Annotated in this window: 26 protein-coding genes; 20 read left to right on the top strand and 6 right to left on the bottom strand. The window is 69.3% G+C overall.

Going from position 1 to position 22,027, the window contains the following annotated elements; all coding sequences use genetic code 11:
* Nucleotides 1-37 precede the first annotated feature (37 nt).
* The 9 genes from VI056_02580 to VI056_02540 are packed head-to-tail and all read left to right on the top strand — an operon-like array spanning nucleotide 38 to nucleotide 9,127.
* A complete protein-coding gene (locus VI056_02580) occupies nucleotides 38-427 on the top strand; it encodes a hypothetical protein (GenBank protein HEY6201906.1) in 390 nt (129 codons plus the stop codon).
* A complete protein-coding gene (locus VI056_02575) occupies nucleotides 424-1,893 on the top strand; it encodes a glycoside hydrolase family 3 N-terminal domain-containing protein (protein HEY6201905.1) in 1,470 nt (489 codons plus the stop codon). Before VI056_02580 ends, VI056_02575 begins: the two co-directional genes overlap by 4 nt.
* Nucleotides 1,890-3,563, top strand: coding sequence for a glycoside hydrolase family 3 N-terminal domain-containing protein (locus VI056_02570; GenBank protein HEY6201904.1), 1,674 nt, complete (start codon nucleotides 1,890-1,892; stop codon nucleotides 3,561-3,563). Before VI056_02575 ends, VI056_02570 begins: the two co-directional genes overlap by 4 nt.
* Nucleotides 3,560-4,600, top strand: a complete 1,041-nt coding sequence (locus VI056_02565) for a serine hydrolase domain-containing protein (GenBank protein ID HEY6201903.1) — start codon at nucleotides 3,560-3,562, stop codon at nucleotides 4,598-4,600. The genes VI056_02570 and VI056_02565 overlap by 4 nt, the downstream gene beginning before the upstream one ends.
* Before the next feature lie 37 nt (nucleotides 4,601-4,637).
* The gene (locus tag VI056_02560; GenBank protein ID HEY6201902.1) at nucleotides 4,638-5,744 is read left to right on the top strand and encodes an anhydro-N-acetylmuramic acid kinase; all 1,107 of its coding nucleotides are present in this window, start codon (nucleotides 4,638-4,640) and stop codon (nucleotides 5,742-5,744) included.
* Entirely contained in the window at nucleotides 5,741-6,649 is a 909-nt protein-coding gene (locus tag VI056_02555; protein ID HEY6201901.1) for a BadF/BadG/BcrA/BcrD ATPase family protein, read from the top strand. Before VI056_02560 ends, VI056_02555 begins: the two co-directional genes overlap by 4 nt.
* A complete protein-coding gene (murQ, locus tag VI056_02550; GenBank protein HEY6201900.1) occupies nucleotides 6,646-7,449 on the top strand; it encodes an N-acetylmuramic acid 6-phosphate etherase in 804 nt (267 codons plus the stop codon). Before VI056_02555 ends, murQ begins: the two co-directional genes overlap by 4 nt.
* Nucleotides 7,446-8,204 (top strand): ChbG/HpnK family deacetylase, encoded by a 759-nt coding sequence (locus tag VI056_02545; GenBank protein HEY6201899.1) that lies wholly within the window; start codon nucleotides 7,446-7,448, stop codon nucleotides 8,202-8,204. Before murQ ends, VI056_02545 begins: the two co-directional genes overlap by 4 nt.
* Nucleotides 8,201-9,127 carry a family 10 glycosylhydrolase gene (locus VI056_02540; protein ID HEY6201898.1) on the top strand — a complete coding sequence of 309 codons (927 nt, stop codon included), beginning with the start codon at nucleotides 8,201-8,203 and terminating at the stop codon, nucleotides 9,125-9,127. Before VI056_02545 ends, VI056_02540 begins: the two co-directional genes overlap by 4 nt.
* 361 nt (nucleotides 9,128-9,488) lie before the next feature.
* On the opposite strand, the gene VI056_02535 is transcribed toward VI056_02540, so the two are convergent.
* Nucleotides 9,489-10,508, bottom strand: a complete 1,020-nt coding sequence (locus VI056_02535) for an SIS domain-containing protein (protein HEY6201897.1) — start codon at nucleotides 10,506-10,508, stop codon at nucleotides 9,489-9,491.
* Nucleotides 10,509-10,620: 112 nt separating this feature from the next.
* Between VI056_02535 and VI056_02530 the strand changes: the two genes are divergently transcribed.
* Together VI056_02530 and VI056_02525 are read left to right on the top strand one after the other, a co-directional pair.
* On the top strand, nucleotides 10,621-11,169 hold the full coding sequence (locus tag VI056_02530; GenBank protein ID HEY6201896.1) for a nuclease-related domain-containing protein: 549 nt from the start codon (nucleotides 10,621-10,623) through the stop codon (nucleotides 11,167-11,169).
* Between the two features lie 221 nt (nucleotides 11,170-11,390).
* A complete protein-coding gene (locus VI056_02525) occupies nucleotides 11,391-11,903 on the top strand; it encodes a hypothetical protein (GenBank protein ID HEY6201895.1) in 513 nt (170 codons plus the stop codon).
* On the opposite strand, the gene VI056_02520 is transcribed toward VI056_02525, so the two are convergent.
* Nucleotides 11,870-12,697, bottom strand: coding sequence for a PIG-L deacetylase family protein (locus tag VI056_02520; GenBank protein ID HEY6201894.1), 828 nt, complete (start codon nucleotides 12,695-12,697; stop codon nucleotides 11,870-11,872). The two genes, VI056_02525 and VI056_02520, sit on opposite strands and share 34 nt — an antisense overlap.
* Nucleotides 12,698-12,731: 34 nt before the next feature.
* On the opposite strand from VI056_02520, the gene VI056_02515 reads away from it, so the two are divergent.
* The 5 genes from VI056_02515 to VI056_02495 all read left to right on the top strand — a co-directional run bounded on the left by VI056_02515 (nucleotide 12,732) and on the right by VI056_02495 (nucleotide 16,457).
* On the top strand, nucleotides 12,732-13,418 hold the full coding sequence (locus VI056_02515; GenBank protein ID HEY6201893.1) for a response regulator transcription factor: 687 nt from the start codon (nucleotides 12,732-12,734) through the stop codon (nucleotides 13,416-13,418).
* Entirely contained in the window at nucleotides 13,418-14,788 is a 1,371-nt protein-coding gene (locus VI056_02510) for an ATP-binding protein (protein ID HEY6201892.1), read from the top strand. The genes VI056_02515 and VI056_02510 overlap by 1 nt, the downstream gene beginning before the upstream one ends.
* A gap of 18 nt (nucleotides 14,789-14,806) precedes the next feature.
* Complete coding sequence (locus VI056_02505; protein ID HEY6201891.1) at nucleotides 14,807-15,394, top strand: GNAT family protein; 588 nt, start codon at nucleotides 14,807-14,809, stop codon at nucleotides 15,392-15,394.
* Nucleotides 15,394-15,972 (top strand): GNAT family protein, encoded by a 579-nt coding sequence (locus VI056_02500; protein ID HEY6201890.1) that lies wholly within the window; start codon nucleotides 15,394-15,396, stop codon nucleotides 15,970-15,972. Before VI056_02505 ends, VI056_02500 begins: the two co-directional genes overlap by 1 nt.
* A gap of 155 nt (nucleotides 15,973-16,127) precedes the next feature.
* A complete protein-coding gene (locus VI056_02495) occupies nucleotides 16,128-16,457 on the top strand; it encodes a zinc-ribbon domain containing protein (GenBank protein HEY6201889.1) in 330 nt (109 codons plus the stop codon).
* Nucleotides 16,458-16,516: 59 nt separating this feature from the next.
* On the opposite strand, the gene VI056_02490 is transcribed toward VI056_02495, so the two are convergent.
* From VI056_02490 to cofE, 3 genes are read right to left on the bottom strand one after another with little or no spacing between them, the layout of a single operon-like run.
* On the bottom strand, nucleotides 16,517-17,143 hold the full coding sequence (locus VI056_02490) for an amino acid transporter (GenBank protein ID HEY6201888.1): 627 nt from the start codon (nucleotides 17,141-17,143) through the stop codon (nucleotides 16,517-16,519).
* Nucleotides 17,143-17,553 (bottom strand): TIGR03618 family F420-dependent PPOX class oxidoreductase, encoded by a 411-nt coding sequence (locus VI056_02485; GenBank protein ID HEY6201887.1) that lies wholly within the window; start codon nucleotides 17,551-17,553, stop codon nucleotides 17,143-17,145. Before VI056_02485 ends, VI056_02490 begins: the two co-directional genes overlap by 1 nt.
* Before the next feature lie 20 nt (nucleotides 17,554-17,573).
* Nucleotides 17,574-18,353, bottom strand: coding sequence for a coenzyme F420-0:L-glutamate ligase (gene cofE / locus VI056_02480; protein HEY6201886.1), 780 nt, complete (start codon nucleotides 18,351-18,353; stop codon nucleotides 17,574-17,576).
* Between cofE and fgd the strand changes: the two genes are divergently transcribed.
* Complete coding sequence (gene fgd, locus VI056_02475) at nucleotides 18,352-19,344, top strand: glucose-6-phosphate dehydrogenase (coenzyme-F420) (protein HEY6201885.1); 993 nt, start codon at nucleotides 18,352-18,354, stop codon at nucleotides 19,342-19,344. The genes cofE and fgd overlap by 2 nt on opposite strands.
* Nucleotides 19,337-19,777 (top strand): TIGR03668 family PPOX class F420-dependent oxidoreductase, encoded by a 441-nt coding sequence (locus tag VI056_02470; protein ID HEY6201884.1) that lies wholly within the window; start codon nucleotides 19,337-19,339, stop codon nucleotides 19,775-19,777. Before fgd ends, VI056_02470 begins: the two co-directional genes overlap by 8 nt.
* On the opposite strand, the gene VI056_02465 is transcribed toward VI056_02470, so the two are convergent.
* On the bottom strand, nucleotides 19,755-20,396 hold the full coding sequence (locus VI056_02465; protein ID HEY6201883.1) for a CGNR zinc finger domain-containing protein: 642 nt from the start codon (nucleotides 20,394-20,396) through the stop codon (nucleotides 19,755-19,757). The genes VI056_02470 and VI056_02465 overlap by 23 nt on opposite strands.
* A gap of 90 nt (nucleotides 20,397-20,486) precedes the next feature.
* On the opposite strand from VI056_02465, the gene VI056_02460 reads away from it, so the two are divergent.
* Both VI056_02460 and VI056_02455 read left to right on the top strand, forming a co-directional pair.
* Nucleotides 20,487-20,690 carry a hypothetical protein gene (locus tag VI056_02460; GenBank protein ID HEY6201882.1) on the top strand — a complete coding sequence of 68 codons (204 nt, stop codon included), beginning with the start codon at nucleotides 20,487-20,489 and terminating at the stop codon, nucleotides 20,688-20,690.
* 13 nt (nucleotides 20,691-20,703) lie between these two features.
* The gene (locus tag VI056_02455; protein HEY6201881.1) at nucleotides 20,704-21,717 is read left to right on the top strand and encodes a TIGR03842 family LLM class F420-dependent oxidoreductase; all 1,014 of its coding nucleotides are present in this window, start codon (nucleotides 20,704-20,706) and stop codon (nucleotides 21,715-21,717) included.
* Nucleotides 21,718-22,027: the final 310 nt, after the last annotated feature.

Here is a 22,027-nt window from a genome sequence, read left to right as displayed (position 1 = left end):
CGCGGCATCGTACCTACCTCGCTAGTGTGTTGTTCCAGTGGCGAAGAGACGCTTCACGATCACCGCTGTCCTGCCGGGGTACACCGCGCCCAGCAACGAGTGGCGTCGTCGCGTCCACTCCGCGGTGCTCGACGCCCAGACCAGCCGCGGCGTCGGTTACCGCGAGAGCGATCGTCTTGAGCTGCGCATCGCTCTCTTCCTCGGCCAGCGCTCGCTCGACATCCACGAGATCGACGAACGCGTGAAGGACATCCTCGACGCGCTCGGCGGACGGATCGCGGGCCCGCGCAGCCGCCGTCGGATCGCGCCGATCATCCCGCTCCCCGATCAGATACGCCGGATCATCCTGGAGAAGGACACGCGCTCGCTGCGCGGGAGACCGCTCGGCCAGCTCACGATCTCGCGCTACCGACGCCGGCGCGCGTGAAGCTCGGCCCTGGCGCGCTCGTATGGGCCGGCTTCGACGGGCCGCAGGCGCCGGGTCCGCTCCTCGATGCGATCCAGCGCGGGACCGTGGGAGGTGTCCTGCTCTTCGCCTTCCGCGGCAACATCGAATCGAAAACGCAGGTCCGCGCGATGCTGCGCGAGATCCAGGACACGGCGCGCCGCGGTGGCCTTCCACCCGTGCCGGTCGGGATCGATCAGGAGGGCGGGTCCGTCATCCGCATCGGCTACCGCGCGACGTTCCCGAGCGCGATGGCGATCGGCGCGACGGGCGACCCGGCGTACGCGGAGCGCGCGGGGCGCGCCGTCGGAGAGGGCCTGCGCGCTGACGGCATCGCGGTGAATCACGCGCCGGTGTGCGACGTGAATTCCGATCCGCGCAACCCGGTGATCGGAACGCGAGCGTTCGGTGACGACGCGGCGCGCGTCGCCGAGTTCGCCGCGGCGTGGGTGCGCGGCAGCGAGCGCGTGGGGGTCGCGACGACGCCGAAGCATTTCCCCGGTCACGGTCACACCTCGCAGGACTCACATCTGGTGCGACCCGAGGCGGACGTCGATCGCGCCACGCTCGAGACGCGCGAGCTCGTCCCTTTCCGTGCGGCGTTCGCCGCGGGCGCCAGCGGCGCGATGACCGCGCACGTTCGCTATCCGGCGCTCGATCCAAAGGACGGCGCCACCGTGTCGCGCGCGATCCTCACCGATCTCCTGCGCGGCGAGCTCGGCTTCACCGGTCTCGCGGTCACGGATTCGCTCGACATGAAGGGCATCACCGACGTCGATGCACCCGACCAGATCGTCACGCGTGCGATCGCGGCCGGCGTCGACGCGGCGATGGTCACGACCGGTCTCGACCGCCAGCTCGCGGCTGCCGGTTGGATCGAAGCCGGCGTCGATGCGGCGCGCGTGAAGGAAGCCCTCGGGCGCGCGGCGATCTTCCGCGAGCGGTTCGCGGTGGAAGTCCCGGAGGACGACATCGACGACACGCCGGCGCGCCGCCTCGCGGCGGAGATCGCGAAGCGCTCGGTGACGCACCATGGGCCCGAGCTACCACGCCTGGATGCGCTCGTCCGAGTCGTGACGTTCGGGTCGGCGCGGCAGTCGTTCGTCGAAGAGACCGCGGATCCCGTCGGTGGTCTGGAGCGTGCGCTCCGACAGCGCTTCGCGGGTCGCCTCGCCTTCGGTCGCGAGGGTCGCCTGCCCGACGGCGACGGCACCGTGATCGTCGTCACGTCGAACGCGTCGTTCCAGCCCGAGCAGGCCGCGCGCGCCCGCGAGCTGCTGTCCGGTGGTGGCGTGCTCTGCGCGATCCGCAGCCCCTATGACGCGACACTGGTGCCGAACACGCCGGCACTCCTTACATATAGCGACGTTCCGCCTTCGCTCGACGCGCTCGCGGCCGTGCTCTCGGGCGAGCTGCGGCCGCCCGGTCGCGCGCCGGTCCGGTTGTGAAGCGGCGCACCTTCCTCGGCGCCGCGGCCGCGACGCTGGCCGCATGCGCCGCGCCCGCGCCCGAACCAGAAGCGAATCGCGTCGCCAAGTTCCTCGCGTCCCTCAGCGTCGATCAGCGTGCGGGGCAAACGATGGCGATCGGGTTCCACAGCTCATACGTGACGAGCGCAGTGGAGGACATGATCCGCACACGCGGCCTCGGCGGCATCGTGCTCCGCGCGGAGAACGCGCCGAACGCCACCGCGCTCGCGAAGGTCTGCGCGGATCTGCAGCACATCGCCGCCGAGTCGAAGATCCCACCGCTCTTCCTCGCGCTCGACCAGGAGGGCGGCTCGGTCGTCCGGATCGCCAGTGGCATGACGGTGTTCACGAGCCAGATGGGCCTCGCGGCCACGCCCGATCCCGTCGCCGCGGTCCAGCGGGCGGCGACGATCACGGCCGGCGAGCTGCGCGCCAACGGCGTGAACTGGAATTTCGCGCCCGTCGCGGACGTGAACAACGAGCCCCTCAACCCGATCATCGGGAACCGCTCCTACGGATCGGACCCGCAGCGCGTCTCGACGCTGGTCGCCGCCGCGGTCCGCGCCTACGACGCGGCCGGCCTGCTCTGCTGCGCGAAGCACTTCCCCGGACACGGCGCCGCCACCGTGGATTCACACGTGGCCCTTCCGATCATCGATGTCGACCGCGCGCGCCTCGACCGCGTCGAGCTACCCCCGTTCCGTGCCGCGATCGCCGCGGGCGTGCCGGCGATCATGCTGGCGCATCTCATCGTGCCGGCGCTCGATCCGACGCCATCACTTCCCGCATCGATGTCGCGGCGCGTCGTGACCGATCTCCTGCGCCGCGAGCTCGGCTTTGCGGGCATCGTTCTCACGGACGATCTCGAGATGGGCGCGCTCGCCTCGATCGGCGAGGCCGCTGCCGGCGAGCGTGCACTCGAAGCCGGAGCGGACTTCGTCCTGTTCCGTTTCGACGAGAACGCGCAGCGCGACGGTCATCGCCTCATCTCAGTGGCGATCCGCAACGGCTCTCTGCCCAATCTCGATGCGACCCTGTCGCGCCTGCTCGATGCGAGGCTGCGGTACGGCATCCTCGACCGGCCGAACGTTCCACAGCCGGACCTCGCCGCGAATGCCGCGGTGGCGCTCGACATCGCGCGCTCGAGCATCACGCTGCTGCACAACGACGGACGGGTGTTGCCGCTGCGCGGCCGCGTGTATGCGGTCGCCACCGGGACGGCCGAACTCACGACGATGCCCGGCGACAGCGACCTGGTGACGGAGCTCATTCGTGCACGCGCTGACGTTGCAGGTCGCACATTTGGCTCGAACCTCTCTGAGTCGGTCATCGCCAACATGCTGGATGAAGCCAAGCCAGCGGACGTCGTGGTCGTCGGCGTGGCCGACATCGGCATCAATGACGACCAACTGAGGCTGGTGACGCGTCTCGCGGCAGCGAAGCCAACGGTCCTGGTGTCTCTGCGCGGCCCGTACGACGTGCGCTTCGCGCCCAAGGTCGCGGCCTGCGTCTGCGCGTACGACGGCAGAGTGCCGACACTTCAGGCCGTGGCCGACATCCTCACCGGAGCTCGCAAGCCCACGGGTTCTCTACCGGTCGCCGTGAGCGACCGTTTTCCCCTCAGCGCCGGATTGCGCGACTTCGCTTGAGCGATCTCGCCGCGCCGGCGCGTTCCGTCGCCGAGGCCGCGATCGGCTCCCTCTGCACCGCATGTGTGGTGCGCGTCGAGCGTCGCGGCGAGGTCGACGAGTTCGCGATCGGGACACTTTGTCCTGACCCGCGTGCGGGTCCGGACGCGCCGTGTACCGTCGACGCCCTCTTCGACCTGGCGTCGCTGACGAAGCTCGCGACGACCGCTCTGGTGCTCTCGTTCGTCAAGGACAAGGTGCTCAGCCTTGACACTCCGTTCAGCAAGCTCGTCCCCGATTTCCGTGGCGGCCGCAAGGACGACGTCACGCTGACGCACGTGTTGACGCACACGGCCGGCCTGAAATGGTGGCTGCCGCTGTGGAAGGAAGCGCAGTCGCGCGAGGAGGCGGTGTGGCGCGCGGCGCAGGAGCCGCTCGCGCAGGATCTCGGCACGTTCACGTACAGCGATCTCGGCTACATCATGCTGACGCAGGGCCTGGCGACGATCGGCGGCGAGCCTTTCGCGGATCTCATGCGCGAGCGGGTACTCGGTCCGGTCGAGGCGATCAACGCGGACTTCGGTCCGCGTCTCTCGGAGCGCTGTGTCGCGACGGAGGAAGACACCGAGTGGCGCATGCGCCGCCTCCGCGGCGAGGTCCACGACGAGAACGCCTTCGCGTTCACGGGGACGTCCGGGCATGCGGGCCTCTTCGGGACCGCCGCGGACGTGGCCGCGATCGCGCGAGTCTTCCGTGACGGCGCCGTCATCGGCAACGATCTCGCCGCACTCGCGCGGACGGAGCACGTGAAGGAGAAGAACGTGCGACGGGGGCTCGGCCTCGCTCTGCGCGCGCCCGCCGGCCCGATGGTCGGCCGGCATTTCAGCGTCGATGCGTACGGCCACACCGGCTTCACCGGCACGTCACTGTGGATCGATCCGCAGCTCGACCTCTCGGTCGTCCTGCTCACGAACCGCGTGTACTTCGGACGTGGCAACGACGACGCCACGTACCGCTTCCGCATCGCGGTGCACGAAGCGGTATCGGCAAACCTTTGACCGGACGGGGCCCGTCCGACGGAAGGACAATCGCCAGGTGATCGCCGTCGGGATGATGTCCGGGACCTCGGGCGACGGCATGAACCTGGCCGCGATCGACGTCGAGCCCGGTCCGAATCCGAACGTGCGCATCATCGCGACCGCCGAACATGCGTATCCGGCCGCACTGCGGGACGCGGTGCTGCGCGCCGGGGCGGACGCTCCCTTCGCGCTGTCAGACGTCGCGCGCCTTCACGGCCAGCTCGGCGATGCGTATGCCGCCGCGGCGGCGGCGTTCGTCGCGACGCTGCCGCGGCGACCGGACGTGATCGGGCTCCACGGCCAGACGGTCTCGCACCTTCCCGCGGAGCACACGACGCTGCAGCTCGGTGACGCGTCCCGCGTCGCGCGCGCGACCGGGTTGCCGACGGTGAACGACTTCCGCAGCGCCGACATGGCCGCCGGCGGCGAGGGCGCGCCGCTCGTGCCGTTCGGCGATCACGTCCTCTTCGGATCGCGCGCGCCGATCGCCGTTCTGAATCTCGGCGGCATCGCCAATCTCACATTGATCCCGTCGGCGTCCGCCGATGACGTCATCGCGTTCGATACCGGCCCGGCCAACATGCCGAGCGACGCCCTCATCGCGCCGTCGGGTGAAACGTTCGATCGCGACGGCCGCCGCGCGCGCGCGGGCCGCGTGAACGAGAGCGCCCTCAAGGAAGCGCTGGCGCATCCGTACTTCGCGCGCCCTGCGCCGAAGAGCACCGGCCGCGAGGAGTTCGGCCGGCCCTACGCGACGCGCCTCCAGGCTCGCGTCACGGCGGACGGCGGTTCGCTCGACGACGCCCTCGCGACCGCGCTCGCGGTGACGACCCGCAGCATCGCGGACGCTCTCGCACGCGAGACCCCTGATGGCATCACGTGGGATCTGCTCGCGGTCGCAGGCGGTGGTGCCCGCAATCCGATGCTCATGGAGTCGCTCGCGCGGGCCGTGGCGCCGCTGCGCGTGGTGAAGACCGACGAGCTCGGCGTGCCGTCGCACGCGCGCGAGGCCATCGCGTTCGCGATCATGGCCGCGTACCGCATGCGCGAGCTCCCGAACATCCTGCCAAGCGCGACTGGCGCGCGTCAGGCGGTGCGCGGCGGCGCGGTGCATCTGCCTTGAACGACATCGTCGTCGGGATCGACGCCGGCGCATCGAAGACGCGCGCGTTCGCGGTGGACCACGCCGGCACGGTCGTGGGGCGCGGCGCCGGTGGCGGTGGCAACCTCCTCACTTCACCCGACCCCCAGGGCGCGATCGCCGCGGCGCTCGCCGAGGCGCTCGGCGGCCGCGGTGCGAATGCGGTCGTGCTCTCCTGCGCCGGCGGCGATCGCGAGGGCGAGCGCACGCGAGGACTCGAGATCCTGACCCGATTCGCGCCGCCTGGCGCGAAGCTGCTCGTGACGCATGACGCGATCGCCGCGCTCTACGCGGGGAATCCGACCGGCTGCGGCGTCGTCCTCATCGCCGGCACCGGGTCGATCGCGTACGGCCGCAACGAGGAAGGCGAAGAGGACCGCGCCGGCGGATGGGGCTACCTCATCGGAGACGAAGGCTCCGCCGTGTGGTGCGGCCTCGAGGCGCTCCGCGCGATCTCGCACGCGGTCGATGGACGTGGCGCGCCGACGCGCATGACCGCGCTCCTCTTTCAACAGCTCGGCGTCGGTCAGTTCAGCGACGTCCTGCCGCTGGTGTACGGACGTCCCCACCCCGCGCCGGCGATCGGCGCGGCTACGCGCGCGCTCGCGAGCGCGGCCGCCGAGGGCGATGCGATCGCGAACTCGATCCTGCAGCGGGGCGCGAACGCGCTCGCGCGAGCCGCGACCGTCGTCGCGCTGACGCTGGGTCTTCCCGCGGGCCCGGTGTATCTCGCAGGCGGCGCGTTCGAGAACCTGTCGCTCCTCCAGCGCCTCGTGCAGCTCGAGCTGCTCGGCCTGCTGCCGCAGGCGACGGTGGAACCGGTGCGTGAGGAGCCGGCGATGGGCGCGGCGCGCCTCGCGGCCGCGCTCGCGTGGAGCGTGAAATGAGCGAACGACCGACCGAGGCGCGCAACGCGAAGGCGCGCGGGCTGGAGTCGTTCACAACGCGCCAGATCCTCGAGCTGATGAACGACGAAGATGCGACTGTCCCGGCATCGGTGCGCGCGGCGCTGCCGGAGATCGAGCGCGCCGTCGACGAGACCGTGCGAGCGTTCGCACGCGGGCACCGGCTGCGCTACATCGGGGCGGGCACGAGCGGCCGGCTCGGTGTGCTCGACGCGAGCGAGGCGCCGCCGACGTTCGGCGTCGAGGAGGACCTGGTGCGCGGGATCATCGCGGGCGGCGACGAGGCCCTGCGCCGGTCGATCGAAGGGGCGGAGGACGACTCGAGCACGGGTGCGCGCGCCGTCCGCGAGCACGTGCGCGGCGGCGATGTGCTCGTCGGCATCTCCGCGAGCGGCCGCGCAAAGTTCGTCACGGCCGGGATGGTCATGGCCCGCGAGATCGGCGCGCGCACCGTCGCGCTCACGTGCGACGGGTCGTCGCCGCTCGCACACGACGCCGACATCGCGGTCGTTGTCGACGTCGGGCCCGAGGTCCTCGCCGGCTCGAGCCGCTTAAAGGCGGGCACCGCGACGAAGCTGGTGCTCAACATGCTGTCGACCGCGGCGATGATCCGCTCGGGCCGAACGCGGGGCGATCTCATGATCGACCTGCGCCCTACGAACGCGAAGCTGCGCGAGCGCGCGGTGCGGATGGTGATGGACGAGAGCGGCCTGAGCGAGGACGAGGCGCGCGCGCGGCTCGAGAGCGCCGGATGGAGCGTGCGCAAGGCGCTCGAGCGATGAAGCTCATCGTCAACGCCGACGACTTCGGCTATTCGGAGAGCGTGTCCGCGGGGATCCTCCGCGCGCACCGGGACGGGATCGTCGGCGCGACGACGCTCATGACGAACGCTCCGCACACCAGAGGCGCCGCGAATCTCGCGCGCGCGACGCCGTCGCTCGATGTGGGCGTGCATCTCGTATTGACCTTCGACCGGCCGCTGGCCGGCGTCGAACGCGTCCCGACACTCGTCGACAGAGATGGACGATTCTTTCGTCCGATCGCGCTCCTCGCTCGGGATATCGATCGGAGGGAGGCCCTCATCGAATATCGCGCGCAGTACCTGAAAGCACGAGAGCTCCTGGGCCGCGAGCCGACGCACCTCGATTCACATCACTGGGTGCACGACCATCCCGCGCTCGAGTGGGCGATCGGGGAGCTCGCGCGCGAGACCGGAGCCGCGGCGCGCATCCACTCGGACGAGCAGCGCGACCGATTGCGCGCGCGCGGCGTGCGCACGTGCGACCACTTCGTGCGCGACTTCCAGCACGAGGGCAAGGTCGGCGTCGACTCGCTTCTCGCGCTTCTCGGGCGCATCGCGGCGAAGGGCGGCGTCACCGAGCTCATGTGCCATCCGGGTGAGCCCGACGAAGCTCTGGCGAAGCGGTCGGGCTACGCGCGCGAGCGCGCGACCGAGCTCGCGACACTCACCGACCCGCGTGTCCGCGCGAAGGTGAAGGACCTCGCCATCTCGCTCGTGACGTTCGCCGACATATGAGGAAAGCACTGTGGGTCGTGCGTGACCGCATCACGAACGCGCACGCGATCGACGAGCTCCTCGCCGACGCGACATCACGCGGGATCTTCGACCTCGTCGTTCAGGTCCGCGGGCGCGGCGACGCGTATTACCGCTCTCGGCTCGAGCCGCAGGCGCTCGCCCTGGCCGGAACCGACCTCGATCCGCTCGAGCATCTGGTCCGCTTCGGCGCCGCGGTCGGCGTCCGCATCCACGCCTGGGGCAACGTGTTCTTCGTCTGGTCCGACAAGCACGGTTCGCTGCCCAGCTCGACCGCGCACCTCGTCAACCGCCACCCAGATTGGTTGCTCCGCCCGGGCGGCGTGAAGTACCTCGACCCCGTCGGCGGCTCGGATTGGGAGGGCATCTACATCGATCCGCGGAGCGCGGCGGCGCGGGAGCACACCCTCGCGGTCTTCACCGACATCGTGTCGCGATACGCGGTCGAAGGCTTCCACTACGACTACGTGCGTTACCCGCAGGTGACCTACGCGGCGAGTCCGGATGACCACGACCAGGTCACCGCGCTGGTGCGCGAGGGCGCAAGGCGGCTGCGGAGCGCACGACCGGGGATCGTCATCTCCGCGGCGGTGTTCCCCGACCCCGATGTCGCGCGAGGCCGCGTGCTGCAGCACTGGCCCGAGTGGGCGGCGGAGGGTCTGGTGGATCTGTTGTGCCCCATGGCGTACCGGCGCGACACCGCGGAGGTCGAGCGCGTGCTCTCTCGCGCGCGCGCGGCTGCGCCACGCACCGAGATGTGGGGCGGTCTCATGGCATACAAAGGAGAGCCACAGCTCTTGCGCGAGCAAGTTCGCGTCGCAGCGAGGACCGGCTGCGAGGGGGCGATCCTGTTCGCGTACGATCCCGATTCACCCGATCTTCTGGACGTTTTCGCCCAGGGGTAGCGGCGGCGCTACTCTCTTGTCCCCGTGCCGAACGAACCGACACCAACACCGGTCGCAGCGACGCCCCCCGAGGAGCCGCGGCGTCCCGACCCCCTCGCCGCCGCGGTGGCCGAAGGCGTCGTGCGCCTTCGCCGCGAGGCCGGCCTCTCGGAGCGCGCGGCGGCGCGCAAGCTCGGCACATCGCAGACGCAGCTTCGTCGTATGGAAGATCCGCGCTACCTTCCGTCGCTCCGCTCACTGCAACGCGTCGCGCTTGCGTATGGATACAAGCTGAGCGTCGCGTTCGACCGCGAGGACGCGCAAGCCAAGCGCGCCGCACCGGCGAAGGAGATCAAGCCCAAGCGGGCCGCGCCAAGAGCGGCTAGAGCGTCCGGGTCACCTTCGAAAGCCCGGCGGGCTTCTCCGGGTCGCGGCCGTGGCGGCGCGCGACGTGCGCCGCGACGTTCTGCGCCGCGACGACGAGCACGATCGGGCTGAGCAGCTCACCCACCCGGCACCGCAGCAACACCGCGTCGGTCACCCTCGCCGCAAGCGCTTCGTCGTCTGTTATCGCGTACACGCGCGCGCCGCGAAGGCGCATCGCGGCCGCCAGCGAGCGCGTCTCGCGCTCGGTCGCGCCACGTGCCGCGAGGAACAGCACCGGTGTGCCGCGCTCGAGCAGCGCGCGCGGACCATGCGCGAAATCCGCGCTCGAGTACGGCTCGGCCCAGACGCGCGCGAGCTCCTTGATCTTCAGCGCGGCCTCGAGCGCCGCGGCGTAGCCATAGCCACGACCGAGGACGACGAGCGCGCGCGCCGGCCCGATCTTGCGAGCGATGCGCGCTCCGTCCGGCTCGCTGTCCACCGCCTCGCGCACCGCCTCCGGCAGCTCCGCGAAGTCGAGCGGCCGCCCCGCCGCGGCGCCGGCGAGCATCGCGAGCCCGACACACGAGGTCGTGTACGTCTTCGTTGCGGCGACCGCGCGCTCCGGTCCGCAGCGGAGCTCGAAGACATGCTCGGCCGCACGGCCAAGCGCCGACGACGCGCGGTTCGTGATCGCGATGGTGAGCGCGCCGTCCCGCCGCGCCGCGGCGATGACCGCTGAGACGTCGGGCGCAGCGCCCGACTGCGAGATCCCGATGACCGCGCCACCCGCGTAGCGCGGCGGCGTGCCGTACCGCGTGATGAGCGACGGCGCGGCCGAGGCGGTGACGATGCCCGCGAGACCCTCGAACAGGTACTTGCCGTACGTCGCGGCGTTATCGGACGAGCCCCGCGCCGCGACGGTGACGTGCTTCGCGCGCGCGAGGAGCGCACCGAGTCGCCGGGCGTCCGCGGCGCCTTCGTCGAGAAGGCGCGCCACCGCGGCCGGCTGCTCCGCGATCTCAGAACGAAGCGACATGAAAGCGATGATGCACGCCGGCGCGGAGGTACGAGAGGGGCATGACGACCGGCCTACTTGTGGCAGGCGGAGGCGGCGACCAGCATCCACCGCCGAGAGGCGGTAAGCACAAATGGGGGGAATCCGCTCGGCGTTCACGGCGCTCGCCGACCGTCCGCGCGCCCGCCTCGCGGAGCGTGCCGCGTCGTACCTGAGCGAGCGACTGTCCACCGATTTCGTCGTCATGGCGCGCTACGCCCCGCGCGATGTCAGCTCCGACGTCGTTCCGCTCGTCGTGCTCGGACCGCACGGCGTGCTCGTCGTCGAGCCGCGGGACGAAGATGGCGCGCTCGTCTGCTATCAGGATCACTGGTACCGGCGGACGGGTCCCGGTGTCTCGCATCCTCTTTCCGACTCACCGTCGAAGCGGGCACGCGCGAACGCGGCACGAGTGAAGAGCGACCTCGCGAGCGGCGGCTTCATCTACACAGCCGTCGATGGCGTGGTCGTGTTGACCCGGGGGCAACCCGACGACGTCGGCAGCTCGTGCGTACCGGTGATCGCTGGGATGGACGCGCTGGTCCGCCATCTCGAATCGCACCCCCAGCGCGACAGCTCCGTCGAGCACACCCGCGAGCTGGTCGGCGCACTGTCCAGCCCGATCAAGCTGGCAACGGTGTAGTTCGGCCCGCATGTTGCGGGCCGACGCACTATGCCCGTGTGCGATCACTCTTCGCCGCGCTGCTTGGCCTTTCCGTCACGGCCTGCGGACCGCCTTCGGTCAGCACGGCCTCGCCCACCTCCACGGCGACCGTAGCCCCCGCGACGGCGTCACTCACCCCTTCCCCAGGGGCGACCACAGCGGCAACGTTCGCATTCGTCTGCGGAACGATCAGTGACTTCGTGAGCGACAGCGGTGTCGCGAACGGATCGTTCGTTTTGAATTCGCCAGGACGCGATCCGTTCAAGGTCACGATCCCTGCCGGGAGACTCGGGGGCGTCGCAGCAAACTACGTGTGCGCCGGAGTGCTCGCCGGGATCCCTCGTCCGCTATTTGCCGGCTTCGTCCCGGGTGGCGTGGCGAACTTCATTCCATCGGGCACGTTTCCAGCGACGTTCGCATCACCAGCGCCAACGGGTTTCGTCCTCCCACAGGCATGCGCCTACGCCGCCTCACCCATCGTCGGCACAGTGCAGACCGAGTGGAGCATTGACTGCGGCGGCGCGAACAACAATGCACGCGGAACGCTCGGCTCCGCGTTCACGCAGCAGGGCTGGAGCTCGTGCGGAACGGGTCTCGGGACCGAGCGCTGGCGCAAGAACGACGTGGTGCTCAGCGTGTCGGAGTCGTCACTGGCGCCAGGCGACTATCCGCGGTTAGCTCAGGTGGGGCGCGCGGGTTCTTCCTGCTCGTGAGCGCGGAGGCCCGCGAACAGATCGGTCTCCATCGGCGGGCCGCCGGGCTCGGGGTATTCGCGGATGAACGTCTCCTCGTTGAAGATCTCCGGCAGCTGCGCGCGCGCCGTCGCCCACATGCGGAGATCGGGCGCCTGCGTCTGGTGCGCATCCATCGCGTGCACCTTCGCGTCGAGCACATCACCGATCTCGATGACGGCTCCGAGCCGCTCCCGTGTCCAGCGCTGAGGCTTCACGGCGAGCGTCTCCATGTACTGCGCGAACGCCGGCATGAGCGACGAGAGTCGATCGATGAGCTCGGCCGAGGCGACGAACCGGTAGCACCGCTTCGCATGCCAGTGCGCGCCGAGCTCGGGCTCGTGACGCTGCACTCCAGCGAGCTCGATCGCCTTGAGCGCGCGCTCGCCCGCCGCGATGTGATCGGGATGGCCGTATCCGCCATCCGGTCCCCAGATGATCGCCACCTCCGGCCGCACGAGGCGCAGCCAGCGGACGATGTCGCGGACGACCCATTCCTCGTTGACATCGGCGAGGCCGCCGTCGGGGTACCTGAGGCACGTGACACTCGCCAGGCCCATCCGGCGTCCCGCCTCCGCGAGCTCTCGCGCGCGCGTCGGTCCCACGAGCTCGCGCGGAACGATCTTGTCGTCGACACCGGCCCAGCCCTTCTCGCCCTCCGTAAGGCACAGGCTGTGGACCTCGACTCCGTCCCGCGCGTACCGGATGAGCGTGCCACCCGTTCCGAACGTCTCGTCATCGGGATGCGCGAGGATCGTCGCGAGCTTTGGAGGCATCGGCGCGGACGATACCCGAGGCTATGCTCGGCAGGTGAGCGGTACCGCGCGGATCGTCGTCGTCGAGGACGATGCGTCGGTCGCGGAGCTCGTCACGCTCTACCTGCGCAACGCGGGATACATCGTCGAGCACGCGGCCACCGGCGAGCGAGCGCGGGTGCTATTCGACGAGGTGAAGCCGGCGCTGGTCGTGCTCGACCTCGGACTGCCCGACACCGACGGCATCGATCTCTTCAACGAGCTTCGCGGCCGCGCCGACACGCCGGTGATCGCCCTCACCGCGCGTGCTGAGGACGCGCAGCGGATCGCCGGACTCGACGCGGGAATGGATGACTACCTCGCGAAGCCGTTCAATCCGCGCGAGCTCGTCTCTCGCGTACGCGCGATCCTCCGTCGCGCGTCGGGCATGCCCGGCGGTGGGCGCGTCCTGCGCGTCGGCAACGTCAGCGTCGATCCGGCGCGGCACGAAGTGCTCGTCGGCGAACGCTCGGTCGCGCTTCGCGCGAAGGAGTTCGAGCTGCTCGAAGCGTTCTGCCGGCAGCCCGGCATGGTCCTGACGCGGGACCGCCTGCTCGAAGACGTCTGGGGCTTCGCGTATCCGGGAGAGACACGCACCGTCGACGTGCACGTGAAGCAGCTGCGAGACAAGCTCGCCGGCGCCGATGCGAAGATCGAGACGGTCTGGGGCGTGGGATACAAGATGGTCGGGCCCAGCACCTGATGCCGCGAAGTGTCGCGGGCCGGCTGTTCCTGTCGTATCTCGGTGTCGTCGCGGTCGGCCTGCTCGTCGCGGCCATCACGATCTCCGGCCTCTTCGTCCGCTACGAGAACGATGTGCTTCGCCTGCGGCTGCAGGAGCTGTCCGCGCCGCTTCTCACCGCGATGCAGACCGGGCTACGGAACGGGCAGCAGCCACGCGAGGTCATCGACGCCCTGAAGGAACAGGCCGCATCGGCGGATGCCCGGTTGCTCGTGATCGCGAACAGCCGGCGTGTGCTCGTCGATAGCGAGAACTCGCTCGTGAACCAAACGCTTCCGCCGCCGACGCAGGGGACGTTCGGCCAGTTCATCGACAGCAGCGACCAGTGGCTCTTCGTGCAGCAGGCATTCCGTCCGGCCACCACCGGCGGCAACGTCAACCCGGCGATCATCGTGGTGGCGCGACCGCGTGCGGCGTTCGGCGACGCGCTGCGCGCTCTGCTTCCGTCGCTGCTCGTGGCGGGCGTCGTCGCGGCGGGTTTCGCGCTGATCGTCGCGGGCCTCTTGTCGCGGACGATCACGCGACCGCTCCGCGAGCTCGTCAGCGGCGCACGGCGCTTCGCGCACGGCGAGTACCGCACGCGCGTTCCCGTCGCCGGCCCGGGCGAGGTGGCCGAGCTGGGCGGCGCGTTCAACGAGATGGCGGGCGAGATCGAGCGCGCGCGCGACAGCGAGCAAGCCTTCCTCGCTGACATCTCGCACGAGCTGCGCACGCCACTCACGTCGATCCAAGGTTTCGCGCAGGCGATCGCGGAGGGCGAGGCTGCGGGCGACGCCGCGCCGTCGGCCGCGAAGATCATCCAGCGCGAGTCGCGCCGGCTCATCCGCATGGTCGAGGGTCTCCTCGAGGTGGCGAAGCTCCAGGCCGGCGGCCCCGAGCTCGCGCGCGAGCGCGTCGAAGCGACGGCGCTCGTGACCAGCGCGGTCGCTGCGCTCGAGGTGCAGGCGCATGAGGCCGGCGTGACGCTGAACGTCGCGACCGACGGGCTGCCCGCGGTGCGCGGCGATCCTGACAAGCTGGCGCAGCTCTTCATCAACCTCATCGACAACGCGGTGAAGCACTCCCCGCATGGATCAGCGGTCACCGTGCGCGGAGCGCGGGAGGATGGCGAGGCCGTCGTGCGCGTGCGCGATGCGGGGTCCGGACTTCCGGGCGGCGCGCAGACGCGGCTCTTCCGCCGCTTCTATCGCGGCGAGAACGCGCAGCGCGACGGCGCGGGTCTCGGTCTCGCGATCGCGCACGCGATCGCTACCGCACACGGCGGCAAGATCACGGCGCGCAACGTCGATGGCGGCGGTGCGGAGTTCACGGTGCGTCTCCCCGCCGTCTAGTCCGTATCCTGAAGAGCCGTGGCACTCGGCGGGATCATCAGAGGCAAGCGCACCGCGCTGCGCACACCGACGGAGGACGACCTCGCGGCGTACTCGCGCTGGATGGCCGACATGCGCGTGCGGCGCGCGGCCGGGGTGTGGCATCAGCCGGCGATGCCAGCGACGTGGAAAGAACGCCTGAAGGAACAGGCGAAGGAACAGCGCGGCGTGCTCTGGTCGATCGAGACCGAGGGACGTCTCATCGGCCTGGCGCGGGCGCGCGTCGGCGGTCTCGAGTCACCGCCGTCCGCGAATCTCCAGCACTTCATCATCGATCCCGATGAGTGGCGCAAGGGGTACGGCTGGGACGCCGCCCTCGCGCTGCACCGGTACTTCTTCGACTACCTCGATCTGAAGCGCTCGGGCACCGAGCTGCGCACCGACAACGTCGCCGCGCTGCGGATCGCGGAGAAGCTCGGCTACGCCGAGTTCGGACGCGGCCATCAGGTCCACTACCGCGACGGCGGCTATGTCGACGAAACGTGGATCCTCATGGAGCGCGCGACGTGGGACGAGCGCTTCGGGAAGACCGAGCGCGAGTACGTTCCGTTCGGGGCCGCGCGCTGATGTTCGGACCGCGGATCGTCGGGGACAACGGCATCGAGCTTCGCCCGCCCACGCTCGAGGACTACAAGCTCTTCACCGGCTGGCAGATGCAGCCCGAGGTCACCCGCTTCTGGGGTCCGCGCTTCACGACGGAGACCATCGCCACCGCGGAGGAGCGGCTCAAGCGGCATCTCGAGAGCCATGACAGCGTCTCGTGGTCGATCGCCTACCAGGGCGAGACCGTCGGCTTCACCGGGATCTTCGACATCAGCTGGCCGAGCCGCGACGGCGAGACCGGGATCTTCATCGGACGCCACGATCTCTACGGCAAAGGCATCGCGAGCGAGGCGATCCGCCTGCGGATGGCGTTCATCTGGAACGAGATGGGCCTCCATCGCGCGCACAACTGGATCGCGCTCGCGAACAAGGGCAGCTGGCGCGCGAATCAGAAATCGGGTTATTCCCAGATCGGGACGTACCCGCGCTCGTGGTTCCGCTCGGGCGAATGGTTCGATGAATGGCTGGGGGAGGCCTTTCCGGGCACCTTTCCATCGGACAGGCTCCCGAGCCCATGGCGCGATGAAGAGCACCCGAAATGATGGTGTGAGCGCCGCAGAGAAGGTACAATGATCTCGTCCCGCAAGGGACACGCGGCGGCAAGAGTGATCAACGCGGGCGTTCTGAGGCTTTTCTTCCTCCCGAACCCTGGCGAGTGCTCAAGGCGTCAGCAACATAAAGGGAGGAAGCTTCAACTATGAGCTTCACCGACAAGACTCTGACCTGCAAAGACTGCGGTCAGGAATTCATCTGGACTTCTGGGGAACAGGAGTTCTACCAGGCCCGTGGCCTGGTCAACGAGCCAGGCCGATGCTCCAGCTGTCGCGCGGCACGCCGCGCAGGCGGTAGCACCGGCGGCTATGGCGCAGGCCAGGGCTCCAGTGGACCCCGTGAGTTCTTCACGGCCACCTGCAGCAACTGCGGCAACGAGGCGCGCGTGCCTTTCCAGCCGCGCGGCGACAAGCCCGTGTACTGCAGCTCCTGCTTCGAGCAGGTCCGGCCTTCAGCATCCCGTCGATACGCCTAAGCGGCGCACCGATCAGCTGAAAGCGAGAACCCCCGCCGGTCTAGCGGCGGGGGTTCTCTTTACTCCGTGACCAGCTTCATCCGTTCGAGCCAGCGGTGCGTCGGATCGATCGTGTATAGCGCACCGCAGAGCCAGCCGCGCTGCGCGACGTCGAGCCGCGGCAATACGTAGAGGAAGTCGGTCTCGTCGACAGGCCGCGGTGACGCGGACTTGTACAGCAGCGCGACCTCCGGCCGTATGAACTCGATGCCGTACGCATCGCGTCGTCCGAGATCCGCGACGTTGAGTCCGACGCGATCGTTCCGCCGATACGACCACCGCTTGCCCTCGCTCTCCTCGAGCAGCAGCTCCAAACGCCACGGTCCGTCACGTGTCTCGCGCGCCCAGAGCTCGTGATGTTCCGGCTTGCTTATGACATCGCCTGCCTTGAGCGGGATGAGCCCACCGTCATGCGCGATCTGCACATCCCACTTCCGGAGCGCCTCGAGGAACGCTTTCTGGTCACGCCGGAGGACCGCGACCTCGATGTCGGCGTGCGTGCGCGTCTCGTGCCCGAGGAACATGTCGAGTGCCCGGCCGCCGGCGATCCACCACGGCGCCGCCACCGTCCCGAAGAGACGCTTGACCTCTTCGAGAGTCAGAGGCTCCCAGCGCTGCTCGGGCGTCGCCGTCGCGGCGTCCCGCATCAGAACCCCGAGCTGTACACGCGAAGTGCGGGCATCCGGTACGTGATCCGGTGCTGCTTCGCCCACGTCGCGTCCACGCCCCGCCGCGCGCGCTCCTCGCTCTGGTAGTAACGCAGCGCGAGCTTCCGGATGTCCGCCTGCGCCACCGTCTGGTCGTCGTTCGCGCGGACCGTGCCATCGACGCGCACGAAGCGGTAGCCGTCCACGACGATCAGCGACGCACGCGGATCGCGAGCGAGATTGTCCGGCTTCCGCCGGCCGGCCGCGGTGTTGAACATGATCTCGTCACCCTCGAGCACGTACCACATGACCGTGAGGTGCGCGGACCCGTTCTCGTTGGTCGTGCCGAGCACCGCGAAGCGCGTCTCATGAAGGAAATCGCGCTCGGCCACTGTCAGTTCCCGTTTCACTCGCACACCCCTCGGTATTTCTAGCGGAACAGGTCGCGGTCCGCGGGCCGAACGTACTCCTGCGCCGTCTCCGCGGGCTCGTCGAGCGTGAATCCGCGCACCAGAGCGACCGGGCAGCGGTCCAGCTTGCCCATGACGAGCTCCGCGGCCGCGGCGATCTCGTCCGCGACAGCGATCTCGGTCACGCGCAGCTCATAGCCCTCCGGATCGCGCTGGCCGACGTAGCGTTTGAGGGCGGGAAGCCCGGCGATGCCGATCGCGACGTTGGTGTGACCCTCGCGCCACGCGCGCCCGAAGGTGTCGGTCACGACGACGCTAACGGTCGCCCCTGTCGCCGCACGGAATGCGTCGCGCAGCCGCGTCGCCGACGCGTCTGGATCCACCGGCAAGAGCACCACCGTGTCCGGCGCCCCCGCGTTCGAGCGATCGACGCCGGCATTCGCGCAGACGAACCCGTGGTGCGTCTCGCAGATCAGGATCCCGCGCTCCCAGCGCACGATCTTCGCGCACTCCCCGAGAACGACCTCGATCTGGCGCGCGTCCTTGCCGGCCTCGGCGGCCATCTCGCGCGCACGCTCGCCCGGCACGACGTCGGCGAGATGCACGATGCGGCCCTCGCTCTTCGAAACGATCTTCTGCGCGATGACCACGATGTCGCCGTCGCGGATCGCTTCACGCTGCGCGCGCGCGGCGTCGCGGATCAGGGTCGCGAGCTCTTTGCCGGGCAGGATCTCCGGCAGACCGTTGATCGCGGTGACGGTGAGCTGCGTCACGACTTCCTCATAGGATGTGCGGGCCATGTTGACACTCGGCTGGAAAGCGTCCGCGGAGCAATTCGCGCCCGCCGATCTCCTACGGTACGGCGTGCTCGCGGAGGAGCTCGGCTTCGACAGCGTCGTCGTGAGCGACCACTTCCACCCGTGGCGCGATACCGGTGGCCACGCGCCCTTCTCGTGGGCCTGGCTCGGCGCGATCGGCGCGAAGACGTCGCGGGTGCGCATGGGCACCAGCGTGGTGACGCCGACGTTCCGCTACCACCCGGCCATCGTGGCGCAGGCCGCGGCCACGATCGCGCTGCTGTTCCCGGATCGCTTCTTCCTCGGCGTCGGATCCGGTGAGTCGATGAACGAGACGCCGGTCCTCGCGACCGAGTGGCCGGAGCCCGCGGAGCGCTTCCGACGCCTGCGTGAGGCGGTGAAGCTCATGAAGCTGCTGTGGTCGGAGGACTACGTTACGTTCGACGGCAAGTACTTCAAGACGCGCGCGGCGAAGATCTTCGACAAGCCGAAGGATGGCGTGAAGCTGTACATCGCCGCCGCCGGTCCGCAGACCGCGACCTACGCGGGCAAGGAGGCGGACGGCTTCATCTGCACCAGTGGGAAAGGCGACGAGCTCTATCGCGAGACGCTGCTGCCCGCGGTCGAGACCGGAGCGCGCGAGGCGGGACGCGACCCGGCGAAGATCGAGCGCACCATCGAGATGAAGGTCTCGTTCGATACGGACCGCAGCCGCGCCATGGCCGACACACGCGAGTGGGCCGCGCTCGCGTTACCACCCGAGGACAAGGCGGGGGTCGAGGATCCCCGCGAGATGGAGCGCCGCGCCGAGGCCGCGGCAGACAAGGCGCACACGCGCTTCATCGTTTCGACCGATCCCGACGAGCACGTCGAGAAGATCCGCCGCTACGTGGAGTGGGGCTTCACGCACCTGGTCTTCCACTTCCCCGGTAAGGATCAGGAGCGGGCGATGCGCCTCTACGCGCGCGAGATCCTTCCCCGCCTCCGTGCCTAGTCTCTCCGCCGGCGCGCGCGACCTCCTTTCGACCGCTCGCGTGGGGCATCTCGCCACCTCGGATCAATACGCGCGGCCGCACGTCGTGCCGATCGTGTTCGTCTGGAGCGACGACGTCCTGTACACACCACTCGATCGCAAGCCCAAGCGCGACGATGACTGGCACGCGCTGCGCCGCGTGCGGAACATCGAGACGAACGGCCGCGTCGCCGTGGTGATCGACCGCTACGACGAGGACTGGTCGCGACTCGCGTGGGTCATGCTCGAGGGCGTGGCGACGATCCTCGAGAACGGCGAGGAACGCGACAAGGCTGCGGCTCAGCTCCTCGCGAAGTATGCGCAGTACGAAACGCTGTCGCTGGCGGGACGGCCGTTCGTGCGCATGAAGATCGAGCGCGCGAGCGAGTGGTCTAGCGAGACGCCTTCGTCGTAGGCGCGCGTTGTCGCGCCCGGAAGCGACGGACCTTGGCAACGTTGCCGCAGTCGTTCATATCGCACCACCGACGGCTGTGATTGCGGCTCTTGTCGATGAAGAGCCATTCGCACGTGTCGGAACCGCACTCGCGAACACGGGAGAGATCGCTTTTCGAGCGAAGCAGCTCCACTGCGGAGCGGGCGATGTCCCACAGCGGTCGGTCCAGCAACAGCTCGTCGGACCATCGGTCGGCGACGTCCGATCCGCTCTGCGCGAAGCGCGCGTGCTTCAACGCGGCGAGCTCTTCCCCCTGGATCGTGGCGAAGTCGGCAGGATCGGCGCGCTCGCTCTTCGCGAAGGCGTCGAAGACGCGCCAGATCGCCTCGCGCAGCGCGATCGCGCGGCGCAGCACGCCAGCGGCCCGTGCGGGCTGCCGGGCGGCCTCTTCGGCGAGTCGCCGCGTTTCGGGGCGCGCCAGCGTCCCTGCGCTGCGACCGAACTCAACGAGATCCGCGTACTCGACGAGGTGCTCGTGGGTCGGTGCGGTGTGCATGCCGCCGAGGGTGTTCGCGAAGTCGAGCGCGACCGAGCCACCCACGAATTCGAAATCGTGGTCCGCTCTCGGAATGTCTCGCATGTTACCTCCGTAGGCCTTGACGCTGGTTACAGCATACACCACTGTTGCTGGCAACGGTGGTTACACCGCCGGAATGAAAGGCGGAGTCCAATGGAACTCTTGGTATTCGCAGGCGCACTCGTTGTACTCGACGTGGCTGCCTACTTCTTCGGCTACGACAGCCGCGAGGGGAGGGCGCTCGACCATCACGATCGCGCGCTCGAGGCGATCCGGCGCGGACAGTTCGACGCGTACAGCCACGAGCTCGCGCAGTTCGAGCGCAGCATCCTGAAGGACGTCTGGCCGGGCTTCTAGACTCGCGGCTCCTATGGAGTTCGGGTTCACCCTGAAGCCGGACGTCACGCTCGAGCGCGCGGTCAGCCTCGCGCGGCTCGCGGAGCAAAGCGGCTTCACCTACGGCTGGCTTTTCGACAGCCACGTGCTCTGGAAAGAGCCCTACGTGCTCCTCACGCTGATGGCGCAGAACACCGAGCGCATGCGGCTCGGGACGTGCGTCACGAACCCCGCGACGCGGGAGCCATCGGTCACCGCGAGCACCCTCGCCGTCCTCCAGCTCCTCTCCAAAGGCCGCATGGATCTCGGCATCGGCCGCGGCGACTCCGCGCGGCGCGTGCTGGGAAAGGCCCCGACGACGCTGGCGAGCCTCGAGGAGGCGACCAAGGTGATCCGCGACCTCTGCGAGGGCCGTGAGGTCACGTACGAGGGAACGAAGCTGCGTCTCGACTGGGTAGAGAACTACCGGCTGCCGGTGTGGATCGCCGGCTACGGACCCAAAGCGCTCGAGCTCACGGGGCGAGTCGCCGACGGCGCGATCATCCAGCTCGCCGACCCGAGCCTCGTGGGCTGGTGTGTGGGCCTCCTGCAACAAGGCGCGCGCGACGCGGGTCGCGACCCGAACTCGGTCGCCGTCATGGCCGCAGCGCCGGCGCACCTCGGTGACCGAAAACGCGCGCTCGACGCGGTCCGTTGGTTCCCCGCCCTCGTGAGCAATCACGTCGTCGATCTTGTGAAGCGATACGGCGAGCAGGGACTACCGGCGGAACTGACCGCATACGTTCGCGGCCGGCCTGGATACGACTACCAGCACCACGCTGAATCGGGGTCATCGAACGCGGCGTTCGTCGACGATGAGTCGGTGGAACGCTTCTGTGTCATCGGCGATACAAAAGCGCACATCGCGAAGCTCCGAAAGCTCGCCGCCGTCGGCGTGAAGCAGTTCAACATCTACCTCATGAGCGGCGACGAGGAGGAGATCCTCGCGACCTACGGCCGGGAAATAATCCCCGCTCTGAGGGATGTCGCGCCGACCCTCACGGCCTAGCCTCATCTCACACGGGGCGCCACGGCTCCGTTCTATCCGTGAACGGAGGTCGAAATGGAGCTTCTCATCGCGATCAGCGCGCTCGGCGTCCTCGGTGTCCTCGCGAACCTCATCGGTGCGGACGGCGCGGACACACATCGTCGCGCGCGCACGCGCTGGATCGTCTAGCTCAGAGTCACGCGCTCTTCATTCGCGTTCGCGGCCCCCGCATCACCACGGCGTTTGACCGCGAACGGTGGAGAACGCATTCGCCACCGGCCCACTCATCGCCGTCGAACTCCCCAACGCCGGCTGAGTCGATCGCGGCCGA

Source organism: Candidatus Limnocylindria bacterium, from assembly GCA_036523395.1.
Classification (GTDB): domain Bacteria; phylum Chloroflexota; class Limnocylindria; order P2-11E; family P2-11E; genus CF-39.
Note: the sequence above shows the minus strand (reverse complement) of the source record. Positions and strands in the feature narration are given on the sequence as shown.